Source organism: Lacticaseibacillus rhamnosus, assembly GCF_900636965.1.
GTDB classification, from domain to species: Bacteria; Bacillota; Bacilli; order Lactobacillales; family Lactobacillaceae; genus Lacticaseibacillus; species Lacticaseibacillus rhamnosus.
In genome coordinates, this window is sequence record NZ_LR134331.1 from 1,594,581 (window position 1) to 1,613,766 (window position 19,186).

The window sequence follows — 19,186 nt, forward strand, 5'->3', positions numbered from 1 at the left end:
CGTACTAATAAGGTATTAAAATAACCATTATATCATTTTTTCTAAAATAGTTTATAATAAATCGAGTACAATTAAAGTTCACCAGTCTTAAACTTTTTTAGCATCTATAATGTTCTAATATAATAGTTTCAGTTTTATTTCCTCCTTTATAATCAACCAATTAACTCCATCTACTTATTAAAGACTCTCTTGCTGTAAAATTTTTATTGAACATAAATTCAACTTTATGATAACCAAAGAAGGGGTAAACTAATGACAAACAAAAAGCCCGAATCCTTAATTTACGGGATTAAGGCTTGTGACAATTATCAAATCGATCATTTTTCTTAAAACGTTAACCAATATGCCATGCATCACGATACTGCTTTTTTAATGATAACAGGCTGTTTTGTTAACTAATGATGCTTAACTCATGAATTGATACCAGCTTTCAATAACCTTAACGTCTCGCGATTGTTGCAACTGCTTGGCAACACTTGAAAATTGTTGGCTTATTAAGAACGCGCTGGTGCTCATTGTCTGCAACGCTTTTGCATCTGCGCCATCATGGACAATCGGTATAAGGTGAGATTGCATTTCAGGTAGTTGCACTAAGGCAGGAAAGATCTCACTTGAAACATCGACGTAAAGTTTGCGGTCGGTATGCACAAAATTGTTAACCAGCCACCAAACTAGGATCTCATTCATATCTGTAAAAAGTTTGATTGGCTCGCCCGCAGAATTGTTTAACCAATATTGTTGCGTCAACGGTAATCCGTTAACAACGGCGACACCGCTTCGATTTAGGATCAGTCCCTGAATGCTCGTCGTTTGAAAAAGCGGTTCAGTCAAGGTCATGCGTTGCAGATTTGGCATTTGCGCATAATAGTCCGATACGAATAAGCGCTCATGATCATCATACTGATCTTCGCGCGTTAACCGACCATCTTTAAAATAGCTGATTTGCCGAACCCGCTTTTTCCGATCACGCTCGATTTTTAACACAACTTGATTCTCGGCATCCATGTAGCGGGTGTTCTTGCTGCCAGGAACTGTTTTGGCCGTTAAGTGTGCTTGTAGTTGACTTGCCAGATTCGCGTGGGAACTGTTACCACTTCCACGGTGATGCAGTTCATCATAAAAGTTATGATAGGATGTCGGTGCCAAAAATAGCTGCTTCTTGTCGCGGTAATTCAAGAATCGCGCCGTGGCATCAAGTTCAAGATCGCCGGTTATAACAGCGGGACTGTGATGGTTAGTTTTGAAGAAGTTCATCATCACTTTGATCTTAGCCCATTGTTCATCAGGCATTTCTTCTGGCAACAAATCCAGATAAAGATAATCGTTTTTAGCGTCATCGAATCTAATGTCATTCGTCCCATCCGCAATCACTTCATCCCCTGAAGGACTTCCTTGTTTCTTCCCAAAAAAGTTCATGAAGCTTTCCCCCACTCGTTTTGAAAATGTTTCAAGTACAATCGCAAGTAGAGTATCGCATAATCATTAAATTGGCAGCTATTATTTTGACCCGTTCACAGAAGATTTCCTTTTGGTGATGCTTAATAACTGCGACTCAATCCCCTTAAAATGCCGAATGTACCATGCCGTGGCTCAGCGCAAGCGACCTAAAAACGCCGTCAAAAACTGCAATTTCTGCTGTGCCTGCTTGAACACCTCTGATTGATACGTTGTCAGCGCTTCTTCGCCAAAAGATCGGTGGGCAATATATTGGTCATAGCGCAACTCAATCTGGATCGCGGTGACACCTTGCTTATGACCATAGTAGCGGGTAATGTCACCACCACGAAAAGGAAAATTGTCTTCAACCGTCCAACCATATGTCATGAACTGATCCGCCAACGCCAAGCGAAATCTTTTGCTAGCCGTCCGATCATGATCATTGCCGAGAACAATCGTCTTGGGCTTCACGTTCGGATAATAAGGGTATTGGGCAAAGCTGTGTAAATCAACTAAATACGCATACCCAAATTCAGCTTTTTTCTGGTTCAGCAAGGTCGTCAACATTTGACGATAAGGCCGATAATACGAGCGAACCCGCGCCTGTATTTGGGGAATCGTCAGTGGCTGTGCATACAGGTCATGATCAAACGTGTTACGCTGATAAACGGTTGCCGAGCGATAGTCATGCTGCGGATCATAAGTCACCGCCCGATTTGGATCAGCGACATACCGGTTAACATGATTGATTAAAGTCGTCAATCCGGCAGCAGGCAAAAAGTCATACAATTCCGGTAAAAACCAATCCGTGTTGGCTAAAACGGCATTTGGCAACAAAGCTTTTTTCATCGCCACCGGTAGCCAGGTTCCGCTGTGAGGCAAACTAATCACGACTGGAGAATGTTGCTCCGAATTCAGCACGGTATAAAACTGGTTGCTAATATCCATCTACCTCGGCTCCTTTTAAAACAGTCCGATCATTTGACTGCCTTCACCTCTGTGACAACCTCGCAGGTGCCATCATGACTACCACTACCGCATAAAAACAGCACCGAACAACCACGGTCCGATGCTGACTTTCTTTTTTTCTTGACGAGTGTCACCCGCCAATTAAAGTTAAGATTCACGATGCCCTTCTTCAGGCAAAAGGATCGTCTGACTCTCCCCATCATCGTAGGCCATAACCGTATCCGGAAAACTGGGATCATATGGAAACGGTAAATCCACGGACATCTCGGTTTGAGCGCCTTCTTCACTGAAATGAATCGTCAGTTTGCCTTGATGGTTCTGAAGATCAAAACGCAACAAATTATTGAGCGGAACGACGCCTTGTAAGTTGCGATCAATGATGAGCCAAATACTGTCGATGATCTCGCCCGGCAGGTTTGAAATAACGCCAAAAGTCGCGAATCGACTATGATTTGCTGCAAACATATGCGACTCCTTTCTTCAGTCCTGCGTGGCAATATCCGCAAACTCAGCATCAACAAACTTTGCTAAAACCTTAGGATCAACGCCAACGGAACGACCGATTTTACCGGCTGACACAATGATTGACGACTGACTTTCGGCTTCTTGACTGATGTAAATCGGATACTTGTGACGCTCATGAATGCCAATAGGTGTGTTGGCGCCGTGTTCATACCCTGTCGTTTTCATGAGATCTTTCAGCGGTACCATGCCGACTTTGCGATTGCCGGAAACCTTACTCAGCTTTTTATAATCAACATGCCGATCTAACGGCACAACGCCAATCACCGGTCCCGTCTTGTTCCCCGTTAGTACCAGGGTTTTATAAATCTGGTGTTCCGGAACATCAAGATGATCAACCGTCAACTGCGCCACATCGCCAACTTCTTCAGTCGGAAATTCATAAGGCACATAGGCAATACCCGCTTTGTCCAACATTTTTTCGACCAAGGTTTTATCTGTCTTATGATGTTTAGCCATTGCGATCCCTCCTTACGAAATTTCCATTCAGACGCTTTCACTTAAAAGTCTAGAACAAGGCTTGCGAAAATGCCACCATCATGCGCCGGTGTAAGACATTAACGTGAACATATCATAATCTTTGATCTTGTCGCGCCCATGCAAATCGCTGAGCTCGATCAAAAAGGCTGTCCCGACCACGACGCCGCCTAATTGCTCGACTAGGCGAATTGTTGCTGCAATCGTGCCGCCAGTTGCCAGTAAGTCATCGCATACCAGTACCCGTTGTCCCGGTTTAATGGCGTCCTTGTGTAAGTAAAGTGTGGCCTCACCATATTCAAGATCATAGCTGGCTTTAACGGTTGGCCGCGGTAATTTGCCTTTTTTACGTGCCGGTGCAAAGCCGATTCCCAGCTTATACGCCACAGGACAACCAACAATAAATCCGCGGGCTTCCGGGCCGACAATCATTTCGACCCCTTTGTCTTGGGCATAGGCGGCAATTTCGTCTGTCGCAGCCGCATAAGCTTTACCGTCAGCCATCAAAGGCGAAATATCGCGGAAAATAATCCCCGGTTCCGGAAAATCTTTCACACTGGCGATGTAATCTTTAAAATTGATGGTCATGATCCTACCTCACTGTCTGAATGCTCTGTCACCAACATCGTTTCAAGCTGAACCCGCGGCATGGTTTGCAGTTGGCGAGCAAGCGTTAAAAATGCCTCGCGCGCAACATAAGCTTTGGCGGTTTGCAATGGCTTTTTAGCCGGTGCCGTGACGGGAGAAATAAAAGCACCCTCTATTGTAACAAAATCAAGCTCGAAAAACACCTGAATCGCCAAGATCACTTGATGGACAGTCAAATGGACGGCCTTGGCAATCGCCGGAATATGATGCTTATCGAAGCCGGGATGTGCTTTTAGAAAATGCAGAACAGCACCAAATTCACTTCGCGTCGGCATTGCCACTAACCGACTGGGTGCACCATAAAACATGACCGTCACCGGCAGTTGAATGTGCTGCATAACCGTCACCAATTGGCCACGATCTTTAGGCAAGTCAACCAAAACCGCATCAGCCAGTGACGTTGTGACTTGCTCAGCTAGCATGGTCGGCCCACCAAACGAAAATTGATGTTCGAATTGTTGTTTGACCTTTGCATCAAAGAAGACGTAATTCCGTTGCGCCTTGAATTGGCTCCCATCAACTGTCGGCATCCGCCAGTCAACGACTTGAGGCTGCTTGAACGCATAATCCTTCAGCATGAGTTGTAAGCTGGTATTGCCTTGCCAGGTGTTCTGATCCAGTTGAACGGCTAATTTAATAGCTTGAGCCTCAGCTAATGTTGCCGCTGCAGACCCAAAACCAAACCCGATGACATTGACGCCTTGATCAATTTGAAATCTAAGATGGGCATTTTCCTTACCGATCGGCTTCACATTCTGAACCACTTGGGGCCGCACGGAAAAAGTCGGTTCCGGATTACCTTGTCCAAATGGTGCTAGCTGGCGAATTAATTCATAATGCTCTAGCGTTAAGTCGCCAACTTCCAGGCGCGCAGCAATCGGAAGCGCTGGCTTAGGCACGGTCTTGAGCATGGTTGACGCGGCTGCTTCCATTTGCGCATGGATGGCTGATAGTTCAGCGGTTTTAGCCGTTAACCCAACTGCCATATGATGCCCGCCAAAATGAACCATTTTGTCTTTAGCCGGTTCTAGCGCGTTAAACAAGTGATACGCTTCAATCGAACGGCCAGAACCTTTAGCCGTGACGCCATTATCGGCAATGTTCATAATCAAAGTTGGTTTACCGGTAGCTTCCACCACTTTACTGGCAACGATCCCAACAACCCCTTCATGCCATCCCTTACTGGCAAGCAGCAGCGTTTTGGCCGCTTGATTTTCCGGCGTCTGGGCCATGGTGAGGGCCTCTTGGGCAATTTTGCTGACCAACCCTTGCCGCTCCTGATTTAACTTGCCGACTTGTTGCGCCAATTCGGCAGCGACATCCTCTTCAAAGGTAGTCAACAATGTCACCCCGGGATTCGCATCACCCATTCGTCCCAAAGCATTCAGCCGCGGACCAATCACAAAGCCAACCGTGGTTTCATTGACTGTTTCCGGTGCCACGCCGGCTTCTTTTAAAATGGCGGCGAGTCCGACGCGCGGTTGTGTTTGGATCATTTTCAACCCTAACTGGGCAATGATCCGATTCTCATCGGTTAGCTTAACCAAATCGGCAATCGTGCCTAATGCTGCCAGATCAATGCTCTCTAGCGGCGGCTCGCCAAGTAAGGCCGTTGCCACTTTGAAAGCAACGCCTGCACCCGAAAGATCGCCAAACGGATAGTGGCCCTCGGGATGGCGGGGATGGACGACCGCTACGGCATGCGGAAGCGTTTCAGGCAACTCATGGTGATCCGTAACCACAACATCCATGCCGGCTGCTTGGGCAGGATCAATGACGGCTGCACCGGCAACCCCGTTATCGACTGTAATGACCAATTGCGTGCCGGTTTTTTGCAAGTAGGTGTAAACTTCCGCATTGGGACCATACCCGTCAGTAAACCGATCCGGAATAAAAACATCAGGCTCGGCGCCCAAGCTTTGCAGTGTCTCCAACATGATCGAGCTGCTGGTTAAGCCATCAACGTCATAGTCACCATAAATCGTAATTTTTTGATCTTGCTCAATTGCTTCCAAAATCCTGGCAACCGCCTTGTCCATATCGTGTAAGGCAAACGGATCGTGCAACCGACTAATGTCCGGGTGCACAAAGGCCTCATAGTCTGGCTTATTTTTAATGCCACGTTGCCACAACAACGTCGCCAGAAACGGCGGGACTGCCAATGTCTGGCTCAATTGTTGTGTCGTTGCCGGATCCGGTTGTTCTGCAAGTTGCCATTGATACTGCGTCATATGTTTTCGTTCCTTTCTAACCGATTCAGTATACCAAACAAACCCGTTTGAATTAACCGCTTGCGCCAAGTTTTCGTCAACTTAGCAAAAAGGGCAGCCGTTTCCGCTAACCAACCCGTTCAGGTCATCAAAAGCGTGATATAATTAAGTTGTTAACAAGCCCAACTCCAGTCAGCGACTTCAAACAGGCAAGCAGTTACCGCTGTATTGCCGTTATTAGACAAAGCGTTACCGTGTGATCTTAGTCCGCTTGACTGTGACCGGTCATGGTGGATTAGCTCTTTTTCGCGATAACGACTTAAGGAGGAAGTACCATGGCAAAATCTCAAGACCAATTCAATGAAAAGGCGGGCAAGAAGATTACAGTTTCCGATGAGGCTGTCGATAAGGCCGCCAAAAAAATTGAACAGGTTGGCTATGTAACCGAAAAAGACGTTCCGGAAATGATCGATCGCGATTATACGCGGGCATTGTCAAAAAAGGTTTCCGCTAAACTGCACCAAGACAAAGACGATGACTACTTCTACGAGGAACCTTTTGATTATGAAAATGGCCGCATTGCCAACATCATCTGGGATATGGATAAAATTAAAACCCGTGAAGAAGCAATGAAGACCTTAGCAAATGAACTTGGCTTGACTGTTCCAAAGATTGTCATGCGCAAAGTCGATGAACAGGTTTTCTAAAGCAAATTCTAAAAAATCGGCGCTGTTTATCAGTGTCGATTTTTTATTTTAGCTTGCTTGTTTGCTAGCAGCAGCAGTCTTTGTGTCCATGACATCAATTGCCTCCAAAAAGCACCTAACCAAGCCAGGTTAATTTTTTTAGTGTGACAACCATGCAGACACGTACTAATTATGTGATAATGATGATAAAGAAAGGACGTGGAAGCCATGGCTGACCAACAAGTACTTGACGATTTTTTTGCGACGGCGAAAGCGGCATTGGATTTACCCGCGGCCACTTACGAGGATGCCTATCAACTTGGCAGTCCTGAATTGGCAGATGAACTTGCTGACCTGGTTAAAGCGGGCAAGAAAACTGCGACTTCAAGTGGGTTTGAGCTTTATACCATCGAGCAGGACCCATTACCGATAGCCGGCGTCTACAACATTATCCTTGATCGTCATGATCGACCAGTGGCGCTGACTTTCACGGATAATGTCTTTGTCACGCCATTTGAAAAAGTCGATGCTGTCATTGCCAAACGTGAAGGTGAAGGCTCCCAGTCGTTAGCAAGTTGGCGCCGCGCCCATGAAGCCTTCTTCCGCCGTGAATATCAGGCAAATGGCCTTCAATTCGATCCCGAATCCTCGATGGTCGTTATCGAAGAATTTCATACCGTTTATCCGGTTGTTCAAACGAGGTGACAAGCATGCGGCTCAAACAACGAACAACATTAGCTGAAAAGAAAGTAACCGGAAAACTCGAAGACATTCCGCATCCGACACTAGATGCCACCATCTATGTCCTCGTTTTTGGTCTCACCGCAATTGGCGGGCTGGTCTCTTATGGCGCATATCAACTGTTTAAGCCTGAGCGCCAACTCGCCCACAAAGCAAAGGACATGGTTCAGGAGCATCGCAAAAATTGAGCCAGGCAACCCAATCAGAAACAGGCACCCAAGAGACTGACTATTTTGTCTCTTGAGTGCCTGTTTTGTAGCAAGTGGAATATTCACCATAAAATAACAATTTAGATGTAAAACTGCCTACATTTAAAGCTCATGTTGGCAAGAAGCCGCTGATGATTAAAATTTCACTAGTCAAAGCTTCTCGATAGCGCTATTTACCGCGACTTTCTTCGTCGTTCATTTTAAGAATGCTCATAAAGGCCTCTTGTGGAACCTCGACAGAACCAACCGCCTTCATCCGCTTCTTACCGGCCTTTTGCTTCTCGAGTAACTTGCGCTTCCGGGTGATATCGCCACCGTAACACTTGGCCAAGACGTTTTTACGATAAGCTTTAACCGTACTACGGGCGATAATTTTATTCCCGATAGCAGCCTGGATCGGGATTTCAAACTGTTGCCGCGGAATGGTAGTTTTCAGGCGCGCAACAATCGCTTTGCCGCGTTCAAAGGCGAAATCTTTATGAACAATGGTGCTTAATGCATCAACTGGATCACCATTCAGTAAAATGTCCATTTTAACCAGATCACTTTGCCGATACCCGATGATCTCATAATCGAGACTTGCATAGCCTTTGGTACTGCTTTTTAGATCATCAAAGAAATCGTAAATAATTTCGGACAATGGCAATTCGTAGATGACATTCACGCGATACTTGTCTAAATAATCCATTGTCACAAATTCGCCCCGTTTACGTTGTGACAGCTCCATAACCGGTCCGACATAATCGTTAGGTACCATGATTGATGCTTTCACATAAGGTTCGCGGATCTCTTTAATTTCACTTGCATCGGGCATTTCAGCCGGGTTGTCGATCGTTTTTTCCGAACCATCTGTTAACGCTACCTGATAATCCACGCTCGGTGCGGTCATGATCAAATCGAGGCCGTAATCGCGTTCCAGCCGTTCCTGAACCACATCCATATGCAAGAGGCCCAAGAATCCACAACGGAACCCAAAACCGAGCGCTTGGGACGTTTCCGGCTCAAATTCAAGCGCAGCATCGTTGAGTTGCAACTTTTCCAATGCCTCGCGCAAGTCATTGAATTTCGCGTTATCTACTGGAAACAGGCCTGAATAGACCATTGGCGTGATTTTACGATACCCTTTCAGCGGGGCTGCTGCCGGGCGGTCTGCCAGCGTCACCGTGTCCCCCAAGCGCGTATCCTGAATCGTCTTAATTGAGGCCGTGATATAACCGACATCCCCGACCATTAGAAAATCGCGTTTCACTGCTTTAGGTGACATCACGCCGACTTCAGTAACCTGAAACTGCTTGCCATTGCTCATCAGCTGGATCGTATCGCCGACCTTAACTTGTCCTTCTTTAACCCGAACATCAAGGACAACACCGCGATAATCATCATAGACCGAATCAAAGATCAACGCTTGCAACGGCGCGTTAACATCGCCAGAAGGAGCCGGAATGTCTGAGACGATGCGCTCAAGAATTTCAGGAACTCCCAAGCCGGTTTTACCACTGGCCAAAATGGCGTCAGAAGCGTCTAAGCCGATCATCTCTTCAATCTCTTCTTTAACAACATCAGGCTGGGCACTAGGCAAGTCAACCTTATTGATCACCGGAATGATTTCAAGGTCGTCATCAATCGCCAAGTACACATTAGCAAGCGTCTGAGCTTCAACACCTTGCGTGGCATCCACCACAAGCAAGGCCCCTTCACAGGCAGCAAGACTGCGACTAACCTCATAACTAAAATCGACATGCCCCGGCGTATCAATCAAATGGAAAATATACGTTTCGCCATTTTTAGCTTTATAGTGCAGTTCGACCGCATTGAGCTTAATCGTAATCCCGCGTTCCCGCTCAAGTGCCATATCGTCCAGAACTTGCGCCTGCATATCCCGCTTGGCAATGGTGTCTGTCAACTCCAGAATGCGATCCGCAAGCGTGGATTTGCCATGATCAATATGGGCAATAATTGAAAAATTGCGGATATGCTTTTGCCGTTCCAGCATTTCTTCATGATTCATATAAATAGTGCCTACTTTCTAAGCGATCGTTTGGTTCTTATTATAGCAGAGCGTATCGGACACGGGTAGAAGCTGGTATTTAACGAATCAAGCGGTTAAGGCCTCATGCACTTGCAAGCCTAGCCGTTTAAGTTGGCATCGTTATAAGGTTCACTTAAACCCTGATACGTCAAAAGTTCTCACCACATTAAAAAAATCGGCCTTAACTTCTAAGACCGATTTTTCGATATTTGGATCAAGTTTTGTGCAATTGGTAGTGACTAAGCGTCTAACCTACTTGCCGCCCTTAAACGCTTCTTTAACACGGTCAAACAGCGTCCCGTTGTGTGGCGTGACATCTTCACCGCTAGCTGCTGCAAATTGCATCAAAGCAGCTTTTTGCTTTTCGTTTAAGTGCTTTGGCGTTTGAATCTCAACGGTCACAATTTCATCACCGGTACCGTTACCGCGCAGACGTGGAGCACCCTTGCCGCGGAGTCGGAATTTGGTTTGACTTTGCGTGCCGGCTGGAATTTTTAACTCAACCGGTCCGTGAACCGTGTCAACTTTGATTTCATCACCCAAAGCTGCCTGAGCAAAACTTAACGGAATCGTCAGGTAGATCTCGGCGCCATCACGTTGATACTTCTTGCTTGGCGCGACCCGGAAAACGATGTACAAGTCCCCGTATGGTCCGCCATTGGTGCCTGCTTCGCCAGCTTGTTGCAAGCGCATTTGCTGACCGTCTTCAACGCCGGCCGGAACTTTGACATCAATCGTATGCCGTTCCTGTTCGTGACCAGTACCATGGCAGGTTGGGCACTTTTCTTTAATTTCTTTACCGGTTCCACCGCAGACATCACAAACTTGGCGGGTCATCATTGCGCCAAATGCCGTATTGCGTTGTACCTGAATATAACCGCTACCATGACACTTGTGGCAGGTTACCGGACTGGTTCCCGGTTTGGCACCACTACCATGACAAGTATGACAAACAGCTTCACGATCATAGGAAATCTTGGTATCTTTTCCAAAAATCGCTTCTTCAAAAGTCAAATCCATCCGATACTGTAAATCGGCTCCTTGCCGCGGTGCAGAAGGATTCGCCTGTGCACCACCGCCAGCGCCGCCAAAGAATTGACTGAAAATGTCGTCAAAGCCGCCGAAACCGCCTTGACCGCCACCGAAGTCACTAAACCCGCCGGCTTGACCACCATTGCCGAATCCCTGCGGACCATCAGCAGACCCATATTGGTCATATGCGGCACGCTTTTGGGGATCAGACAGGACCTGATAGGCTTCATTGACTTCCTTAAACTTTTGCTCGGCACCGGGTGCGTGATTAAGATCGGGATGATATTTTTTTGAAAGCTTGCGAAACGCTTTACGAATTGTATCATCATCGGCATCCCTGCTCACACCGAGCGTCTCATAATAATCTTTCTGATCCGCCATAGTTCCTCCTCGATTCAGATCGTGACTGAAAATGCCAACTTAGCATAGCATAATTCAAACAAAAAGCCAAAACCGCGCCGCGGCTTCGGCTTTTTGCTAATGAACTGATGCCTTATTTCTTATCGTCGTCGGAAACATCCTTGTAGTCACCATTAATGGTGTCATCATCCGACTTCTTGTCATCAGCCGTACCTTGGGCTGCGCCACTCGTTGCGCCACCCTGGGCTTGTTGATTCTTTTGGGCATTTTCATACAACTTAACGGTCATATCCTGAACCAGCTTGTTCAAGTCGTCCCGCTTTTGCTTCATGTCATCAAGATTGTTTTCCTGTTGCGCCTTCTTCAGTGCTTCTTGCGCATCCTTGACTTTCTTGACATCCTCTTCCGGAACCTTGCCGTCAACATCCTTCAGGGTCTTATCTGTCTGGAAGAGTAATTGGTCGACATCGTTCTTCAAATCGACTTCTTCTTTGCGCTTCTCGTCGGCTTCAGCATTTTCTTCAGCTTCCTTCTTCATGCGCTCGATTTCTTCGTCAGACAAGCCGCTGGAACTCTTGATCGTGATGTTTTGTGACTTGCCAGTGCCAAGGTCCTTTGCCGATACCTGAACGATCCCGTTCTTATCAATGTCAAACTTGACTTCGATTTGCGGAACGCCACGTGGTGCTGGCGGAATGTCGGTTAGTTCAAAGCGACCAAGCGTCTTGTCATCTGCCGCCATTGGACGTTCACCTTGAAGTACGTGAATATCGACAGCTGGTTGATTGTCCGCAGCAGTTGAGAATACCTGACTCTTAGAGGTTGGAATGGTGGTGTTGCGGTCGATCAGCTTGGTGAAGACACCGCCCATGGTTTCAATCCCTAATGATAGCGGCGTAACATCCAGCAAAACAACATCCTTCACGTCACCGGAAATGACACCACCCTGAACGGCAGCACCTAGCGCAACCGCTTCGTCTGGGTTGATGCTGTGGTCCGGATCTTTGCCAGTCCATTCCTTAACTGCTTGTTGAACAGCAGGGATCCGTGTTGAACCACCATTTAAGATTACTTTGTCAATATCTGCATTCGTCAATTTAGCATCTTTCAGCGCATTTTCAACTGGCACCTTGGTCTTAGCAACCAAGTCGGCGGTCATTTCGTCAAATTGTGCACGGGTTAAAGTGCGTTCCAAGTGCAATGGGCCGTTGGGGCCGGCAGAAATAAATGGCAAGCTGATTTGCGTCTGGGTCACACCGGAAAGATCCTTCTTGGCTTTTTCGGCTGCATCCTTCAGGCGTTGCATTGCCATTTTGTCTTTAGACAGGTCAATGTTGTTATCCTTTTTGAATTCGGAAACAAGCCAGTCGATGATCTTGTTATCAAAATCATCCCCGCCTAAATGAGTATCGCCATTGGTTGACAGCACTTCGAAGACCCCATCACCTAACTGCAGGATGGAAACATCAAATGTCCCGCCGCCAAGGTCGTAAACCAAAATCTTTTCGTCTTTGTCACCTTTATCCAGACCATAAGCCAAGGCTGACGCGGTTGGTTCGTTGATAATCCGTTGAACATTCAAACCAGCGATCTTACCGGCATCCTTGGTTGCCTGACGCTGACTGTCGTTAAAGTAAGCCGGAACTGTGATAACCGCATCTTTAACCGGTTCGCCCAGATAGTCTTCAGAAAATTTCTTGATGTACTGTAGAATCATCGCTGAAATTTCTTGCGGGGTGTATTCTTTATCGCCAACCTTAACCTTATAGTTAGCTTCGCCCATGTGACGCTTAATTGACACGATGGTATCCGGGTTAGTGATTGCCTGGCGTTTTGCCACTTCACCGACTTGGATTTCACCATCTTTAAATGCGACAACAGATGGCGTGGTGCGATTGCCTTCCGGGTTGGTGATGATTTTTGGCTGATTGCCTTCCAAAACCGCAACTGCAGAGTTGGTGGTTCCTAAGTCAATACCAATAACTTTACTCATATTTTTATACCTTCTTTATTTCAGATTAATTATTTAGCGACAACGACCATAGCAGGGCGCAGAACCCGATCCTTGAGATAATACCCTTTTTGTAGTACCTGCGCGACCGTGTCAGCGGGATGTTGGTCATCCGCCGCCACGGTTTGTACTGCCTGTTGGGTATTCGGATCGAACTTGTCGCCAGCACCATCAATCGCAGTGATGCCATTTTCCTTCAAGGCGCGTTCCAGATGATCGTAAACCATCTGCACACCTTTTTTGAGTGAGGCCGCACTGTCATCTTTGGCTTCGGTTGCAAGCGCACGCTCTAAATTGTCAACTACCGGCAAAATCGCCTTGGCTAACTTCTGGCCGTCGTACTTCAACATTTTTTGCTGCTCTTTTTCAAACCGCGCATTCATGTTTTGAATCTCTGCAGCCGCGCGCAAATACTTGTCTTCGAATGCATCACGCTCTTGCTTCAGTTGTTCACCATCATGCTTGCTGGTTTTCAATTGCTCATTAAGATCAGCAATGCTTTCCTGCAGAATTTCTTCTTTTAGCGAAGTCTCAGGCGTGTCAGCAGCGTGCTTGGCGTCTTTGGCGGTATCTGCAGCAGTTTGCTTTGCTTTTTGTTCTGCCATGGTATCCTCCCTTTTAACCACATCTATTCGCGCAATTGGTTAACGTTAACAGATGCTTGTTATCATCTATCATTGATCAAAGTTGGCGTAATAGTCCGTCAACCGTTTAGCCAGCTCCTCTCGGAAAACATCCAACAGTCCGATCATCTTGGAATACGGCATCTGGGTTGGCCCTAATAAGGCAATCATTCCCGTGCCGTGGTCACCGACATCATAACTGGCGGTAATCAAGCTGAGATTGGCCAGATCAATTGGCTTTAACTCCGGACCTAGACGAACCGTGACCGGTGTTTGGCGAACCGGTCCGCCAAGCAGTTCGGTAAGATCACCGTGATCAGCATCAATCAAGGACATAATCTTTTTCAACTCGTGAATATCCGAGTCGCCGAGATAGTCCATTAAATTTAAGCGCCCACCCACATAGAAACGCTCTGAAGCGGCGGACTTTAAGACATTACCGAAGATATCCAGGAAGCCTTCAGGACTGGTCAGATACTGCATCAGCATCGACGGAACATCAGTCTTTAGCCGCTGAGCAACTTGAATAAGCGGCAAACCGACCAGCTGATCATTGACAATGCGAATCGCCTTTTCCAGCTCGTCAGATGAGATGCTTTCAGGAACGGTGAAAACCTGATTTTCAACATTGCCGTTGTTCGTCACTAAAATCGCCATAACTTGGTGATTGCCCAACGGTACAAGTCGAAATCCGGTCAATTTAATGTTATTCACTTCTGGCCCTAAGCTGATCGCCGTGTAACTGGTCAGATTGGATAAAATCTGCGCACTTTGCGCCACAATTTCATCCATCTTATTGTAGCGTTGACCGAATGCTTGCTTGATCGTGGCTAGTTCACGGTGGGAAACACGCACTGGCTCGACCAGATGATCAAGATAGTAGCGATAGCCTTGAGTCGAGGGTACTCGACCGGAACTGCTATGGGTCTTGGTGATCAAACCGGCGTCTTCCAGCGATGCCATATCATTGCGGATCGTGGCGGAACTGACATGAACCGGCAGTTCCTGCATTAACGTCTTGGAACCGACCGGCTGCCCACTTTCAGTAAACAGGCGGATGATTTCTTTTAAGACGAGCAATTGCCGTTTCGTCAACATTTTCTCACCTCACCTTTAGCACTCGTTTCACATGAGTGCTAATACACTAAATAATATACCAAGCGCCGTTAGCAAAGTCAAGGTAGGATTGCTAAAATGTTCCATCAACAGCCAACTGCGGTTAGATCTTTTGTCATATCCGAAGCATGATTCATCATTAGACCAGTGGCTCATCAAGTAGGAATTGTTGGAAAACCTCATTTCCCAAAAATTTGCCGCGATTCGTCAGTCGGATATAGCCATTTTGGCGCTCGATTAACCCTTGGCTTTCCAGCTCCGGAACCGTCTCGCCGTAAACCGCATCGACCGTCATATGATAGCGGCGATAAAAACGATCTTCATTGACGCCTGCCATGGTGCGTAAGCCAAGAAACATTTCTTCCTCAATTTGCTCAGAAACCGGTACTAAATGATGGGCCAGAACCGGTAAATGGTCGGCATGCAACGGTGCCAGATACTGTTTGATCGGCCCATAATTATGATACCGGTCACGACCGAGATAGCCAAATGCGCCTGCCCCGAAGCCAAAATATTTATCATTTTGCCAATAAAGTAGATTGTGCCGACATTGATACCCTGTTTTGGCAAAATTACTAATCTCATATTGATGCCGTCCGTGAGCTTCCATTAAGTCGATGGCATCTTGGTACATATCAGCTTCAACGTCTTGCGTCGGCAACCGCAGCTTTCCTTGACGCATGAGATTATAAAAAATCGTCTTGCGCTCCAGGATCAATGAATAGGTCGAGTAATGTGGCAAGTCCAATGCCAAAGCTTTTTGAAGGCTGTTCAAAAAGTCATCGCGGCTTTGATCAGGCAGGCGAAAAATCAAATCAATCGATAAGTTGTCAAACCCGACTTTTCTAGCATTGCCGATCGCTGTATAAACATCTTTTGCTCGGTGAATCCGACCAATGCGCTTCAAGACGTCATCATTAAACGATTGCACGCCAATCGACAACCGGTTAACCCCAAAGTCGTGTAAGACCTGTAACTTGTCGGTGGTCAGTAAGTCATTGGGATTGGCTTCAAAGGTAAATTCACCGTGATCAAAATGAAGAATATCGCGAATACCTTGGCACAAAACGGCAAGCTGTTGCGGTGTCAGCGTTGTTGGGGTGCCACCGCCAACATAAACCGTTTCAATTTTTTCTTCTGGATGCTCTGCCATCACCATGCGCATTTCTTTGAGCAACATGGCGACATAATCATCGACCGGCTGACCTTCAATAAACACCTTATTAAAATCGCAATAGTAACAAATATGCTCGCAAAACGGTATGTGGATATATGCGCCTGCCATGTTAATCCTTCCTCACCCGAAAATATTGGCGAACGGTTTGTTCATCTGTCTTTAACTGCGCAATCAAAGCATCGGCACCGGCAAACTTGACCTCACCGCGTAAGTAGTGGTACCAACGGACTTGAACCGTTTTACCATAGATCATCTGGTTAAAATCAAGCAGGTTAATTTCAAGCGTTACCGCCCGATCATCTCCAAATGTGACATTGCGGCCAATTGAAGCCATTCCTAAGTACCAAGTATCATCAACTTTGACGGTCACAGCATAGATGCCAATACCTGGAAGCCGCTGTTGGCCCAATGTGGTTAAATTAATCGTCGGGAAACCAAGCAAGCGGCCACGCGCCTCACCATGAACTACCTTGCCTGTTGTCAGATAGACATAACCTAATAATTCGTTGGCGGTGTCAATATCGCCACGGTCTAATGCATCGCGAATACGGGTCGAACTGATCTTCTTGCCGTCCTCAGCCAGCTTAGGGACACTGACGACTTCAAAGCGACCGCGCGCATATTCCGGCAATAATGCCATATTGGCCACAGCGCGTTTGCCATACGTATAGTCAAAACCGGCCACAACCGCAGCCGCTTTTAGCCCGACCAAATAATCATCAACAAATGCTTGCGGCGATAAAGCAGCAAATGCTGGTGTAAAGTGGACAAAATACAATAGATCCACGCCAAATTGCTGCATTAAGGCAATTTTTTCTTCCCGGGTCGATAAATACCGAATCGCCGTTTTGGCAACGCCACGGTACACGATCGCCGGATGCATATCAAATGTCATCACAGCAAGTGGCAGTTTTTTTGCAAGGGCAACTCGTTTACCCGCTTGAATCACCGCTTGATGGCCACGATGGACCCCGTCAAAGAAGCCCAGTGTTAGGACAATGGGCTGCGGTGGTGCCGCTGATGCCTGCAGTGGCGGTTGAATATCAATGACTTTCATTCAATTATCACTCATTCTTTTCATTCGTTAAAAACATCATATCAGGTCGATACTGATCGTGATCCAAGCGATAAATCGCCTTTAAAACCCCGGCATAATGCAACCGAATCCGTGGGGCTTGCAATTTAAGCGTTAAAAACCGACCATGCGTCACATCTTCGTATTGCTCCGGCGTCAAATCTACTTGCGGTAACGCCGCAAATGCGATGTCAATCGGTTGAATAACAGCAGACAGTGTCCCGATTTTTGCGTGTTGTTCCAGATCCGCAAGACTCACTGCCTGCGCGAGGGTGAAGCCGCCACTTTTAATCCGCGTCAACTGACTCATCACGGCAGCGACTCCCAGCGTGCGGCCAACATCAACGGCTAAAGTGCGAATGTAAGTCCCTTTTGAAACCGCAGCCTCAAATTTAAATCGCTGCGTTCCCTGCTTTGGATCGAATATTGGCTCACTGGTTCGTTTGAATTGCTTAACTGTCACTTGTCGTTTTGGACGCTCAACGGTTTCCCCTCTCCGGGCATACTCGTACAACCGTTTGCCATTAACTTTGACTGCCGAAAACATTGGCGGTATCTGGGTAATTTCGCCTGTCCATTGCCTCAATGCTTGGTCAAGTTCTGCTTGCGTAATCGGGTTAGCTAAAGGTGTGCGCGTTACCACATCGCCGTCAAGATCTTCGGTTGTTGTCGCAAAGCCGAGTGTAATTTCGCCGGTATAGACCTTTCCACTGGCCATCAATTGTGGGACTGCTTTGGTTGCCGCACCAATCGCCAGTGGCAACACCCCATCAACACTTGGATCAAGCGTGCCTGAATGCCCGATTTTTTTGATGTGCAGAATCTTGCGCGCATGATAGACAGCATCCGCGCTGGTCATGCCGACTGGTTTATATAACGGAAGAATGCCGTTCATGAACCCGGCTCCTTTCAAATTTTAAAATTAAGAGACAACCGTGCGTGACGATCGCTTAGCCGCAATCCATCAGTTTCACGACTTCGGTTTGGTGTACATACTGTGATGATGCCTGGCGTGAACGGCATGCCGCCACCCCGCCCAGATAAAGATCACCACTACCAGAACCGAAAACAGCCAGTCAGGAGTTTCAACATGGATCATGGGAAGGCTCAATCCAAGTTTGATGGCAATTAACCCAACCAACACATAAGCCGCCGTTTCCAGCTCCGGAACTCGGTCAATGAAAGTGGTAATCACCTGTGCAACGATCCGCATCGCCAGAATACCCAAGCAACCTCCGATCAAGACAATCACCGGGTTAGGCGATACAGCTAAAGCAGCTAAAATCGAATCAACTGAAAACACAATGTCCAGACTTTCAATTTGCAAAATGGTTCCCCATAAACCATGCGTTTTGTGCTTGTGAGTGGCCGTATTGCTTTTAGGGTGACGCACTGCATAAAAATAACTGCCGCTCATCCAAACAAGATACAAAGCTCCGACTGCTTTAATCGGCCAAAACTGCAGTAAGTAAGTTCCGAGTCCAATGGCGATGAACCGAAACAAGTACGCGCCACCCATTCCGTACATTAAGGCTTTCTTACGTTCCGATTCTACTTTAAGCTGCTCGGTCTGCGCGGCTAGAACCACCGCATTATCAACCGACAACATACATTCCAGAAGAATTAAACTGAAAATCGTCATCAGCCCGCCAATCGAAAATGCTGACTGCCAATTGTGCGCGGAAAAAAATGGCCCGTATAAGTCACCTAGAAACGCGATCGTAATCCTTCCTTTCTCAATGGTTATCATTATACCGTTCTAAATGGGAAAGCTAAAGGTGTTGAGAAGAAAGGAAGCTAGCAAAAAGTAGCCTCTTAAAAAGAATGCGGTAAATTTTCGGATTAAATTCGTCAAAAAAAAGAA

18 protein-coding genes are annotated in these 19,186 nt (G+C 46.8%); 3 read left to right on the top strand and 15 right to left on the bottom strand.

The window, feature by feature from the left end:
* Positions 1–405 precede the first annotated feature (405 nt).
* The 6 genes from EL173_RS08140 to recJ form a co-directional block, all read right to left on the bottom strand.
* Positions 406–1,416, bottom strand: coding sequence for a hypothetical protein (locus EL173_RS08140; protein WP_014571363.1), 1,011 nt, complete (start codon positions 1,414–1,416; stop codon positions 406–408).
* 174 nt (positions 1,417–1,590) lie between these two features.
* Positions 1,591–2,385: an N-formylglutamate amidohydrolase gene (locus tag EL173_RS08145; RefSeq protein ID WP_005689585.1), complete on the bottom strand. Its 795-nt coding sequence runs from the start codon at positions 2,383–2,385 to the stop codon at positions 1,591–1,593.
* 168 nt (positions 2,386–2,553) lie between these two features.
* Positions 2,554–2,871, bottom strand: coding sequence for a DUF960 domain-containing protein (locus tag EL173_RS08150; protein WP_005684285.1), 318 nt, complete (start codon positions 2,869–2,871; stop codon positions 2,554–2,556).
* A 15-nt stretch (positions 2,872–2,886) separates the two neighbouring features.
* The gene (gene ybaK, locus EL173_RS08155) at positions 2,887–3,387 is read right to left on the bottom strand and encodes a Cys-tRNA(Pro) deacylase (RefSeq protein WP_005684286.1); all 501 of its coding nucleotides are present in this window, start codon (positions 3,385–3,387) and stop codon (positions 2,887–2,889) included.
* A gap of 78 nt (positions 3,388–3,465) precedes the next feature.
* Complete coding sequence (locus EL173_RS08160) at positions 3,466–3,993, bottom strand: adenine phosphoribosyltransferase (RefSeq protein WP_005689587.1); 528 nt, start codon at positions 3,991–3,993, stop codon at positions 3,466–3,468.
* Positions 3,990–6,284, bottom strand: coding sequence for a single-stranded-DNA-specific exonuclease RecJ (gene recJ / locus EL173_RS08165; RefSeq protein ID WP_019728528.1), 2,295 nt, complete (start codon positions 6,282–6,284; stop codon positions 3,990–3,992). Before recJ ends, EL173_RS08160 begins: the two co-directional genes overlap by 4 nt.
* Positions 6,285–6,598: 314 nt before the next feature.
* On the opposite strand from recJ, the gene EL173_RS08170 reads away from it, so the two are divergent.
* The 3 genes from EL173_RS08170 to EL173_RS08180 all read left to right on the top strand — a co-directional run bounded on the left by EL173_RS08170 (position 6,599) and on the right by EL173_RS08180 (position 7,878).
* Positions 6,599–6,970, top strand: coding sequence for a hypothetical protein (locus EL173_RS08170; protein WP_005684289.1), 372 nt, complete (start codon positions 6,599–6,601; stop codon positions 6,968–6,970).
* Positions 6,971–7,177: 207 nt separating this feature from the next.
* Positions 7,178–7,654: an ASCH domain-containing protein gene (locus EL173_RS08175; protein WP_005689591.1), complete on the top strand. Its 477-nt coding sequence runs from the start codon at positions 7,178–7,180 to the stop codon at positions 7,652–7,654.
* A 5-nt stretch (positions 7,655–7,659) separates the two neighbouring features.
* Complete coding sequence (locus EL173_RS08180; RefSeq protein WP_005689593.1) at positions 7,660–7,878, top strand: hypothetical protein; 219 nt, start codon at positions 7,660–7,662, stop codon at positions 7,876–7,878.
* A 190-nt stretch (positions 7,879–8,068) separates the two neighbouring features.
* On the opposite strand, the gene lepA is transcribed toward EL173_RS08180, so the two are convergent.
* The 9 genes from lepA to EL173_RS08230 form a co-directional block, all read right to left on the bottom strand.
* A complete protein-coding gene (gene lepA / locus EL173_RS08185; protein WP_019728527.1) occupies positions 8,069–9,907 on the bottom strand; it encodes a translation elongation factor 4 in 1,839 nt (612 codons plus the stop codon).
* A gap of 273 nt (positions 9,908–10,180) precedes the next feature.
* A complete protein-coding gene (gene dnaJ / locus EL173_RS08190) occupies positions 10,181–11,341 on the bottom strand; it encodes a molecular chaperone DnaJ (protein WP_005684294.1) in 1,161 nt (386 codons plus the stop codon).
* Between the two features lie 112 nt (positions 11,342–11,453).
* Complete coding sequence (gene dnaK, locus EL173_RS08200) at positions 11,454–13,313, bottom strand: molecular chaperone DnaK (protein ID WP_005684295.1); 1,860 nt, start codon at positions 13,311–13,313, stop codon at positions 11,454–11,456.
* Between the two features lie 29 nt (positions 13,314–13,342).
* Entirely contained in the window at positions 13,343–13,936 is a 594-nt protein-coding gene (gene grpE / locus EL173_RS08205; RefSeq protein ID WP_005715446.1) for a nucleotide exchange factor GrpE, read from the bottom strand.
* A gap of 69 nt (positions 13,937–14,005) precedes the next feature.
* Complete coding sequence (gene hrcA, locus EL173_RS08210; RefSeq protein WP_005684297.1) at positions 14,006–15,052, bottom strand: heat-inducible transcriptional repressor HrcA; 1,047 nt, start codon at positions 15,050–15,052, stop codon at positions 14,006–14,008.
* Positions 15,053–15,209: 157 nt separating this feature from the next.
* The gene (hemW, locus tag EL173_RS08215) at positions 15,210–16,355 is read right to left on the bottom strand and encodes a radical SAM family heme chaperone HemW (protein WP_005689599.1); all 1,146 of its coding nucleotides are present in this window, start codon (positions 16,353–16,355) and stop codon (positions 15,210–15,212) included.
* A gap of 1 nt (position 16,356) precedes the next feature.
* The gene (gene ribF, locus EL173_RS08220) at positions 16,357–17,304 is read right to left on the bottom strand and encodes a riboflavin biosynthesis protein RibF (protein WP_005689601.1); all 948 of its coding nucleotides are present in this window, start codon (positions 17,302–17,304) and stop codon (positions 16,357–16,359) included.
* Between the two features lie 7 nt (positions 17,305–17,311).
* Entirely contained in the window at positions 17,312–18,217 is a 906-nt protein-coding gene (gene truB, locus EL173_RS08225) for a tRNA pseudouridine(55) synthase TruB (protein ID WP_005689602.1), read from the bottom strand.
* Between the two features lie 75 nt (positions 18,218–18,292).
* Positions 18,293–19,072: a DUF475 domain-containing protein gene (locus tag EL173_RS08230; RefSeq protein ID WP_005684303.1), complete on the bottom strand. Its 780-nt coding sequence runs from the start codon at positions 19,070–19,072 to the stop codon at positions 18,293–18,295.
* Positions 19,073–19,186: the final 114 nt, after the last annotated feature.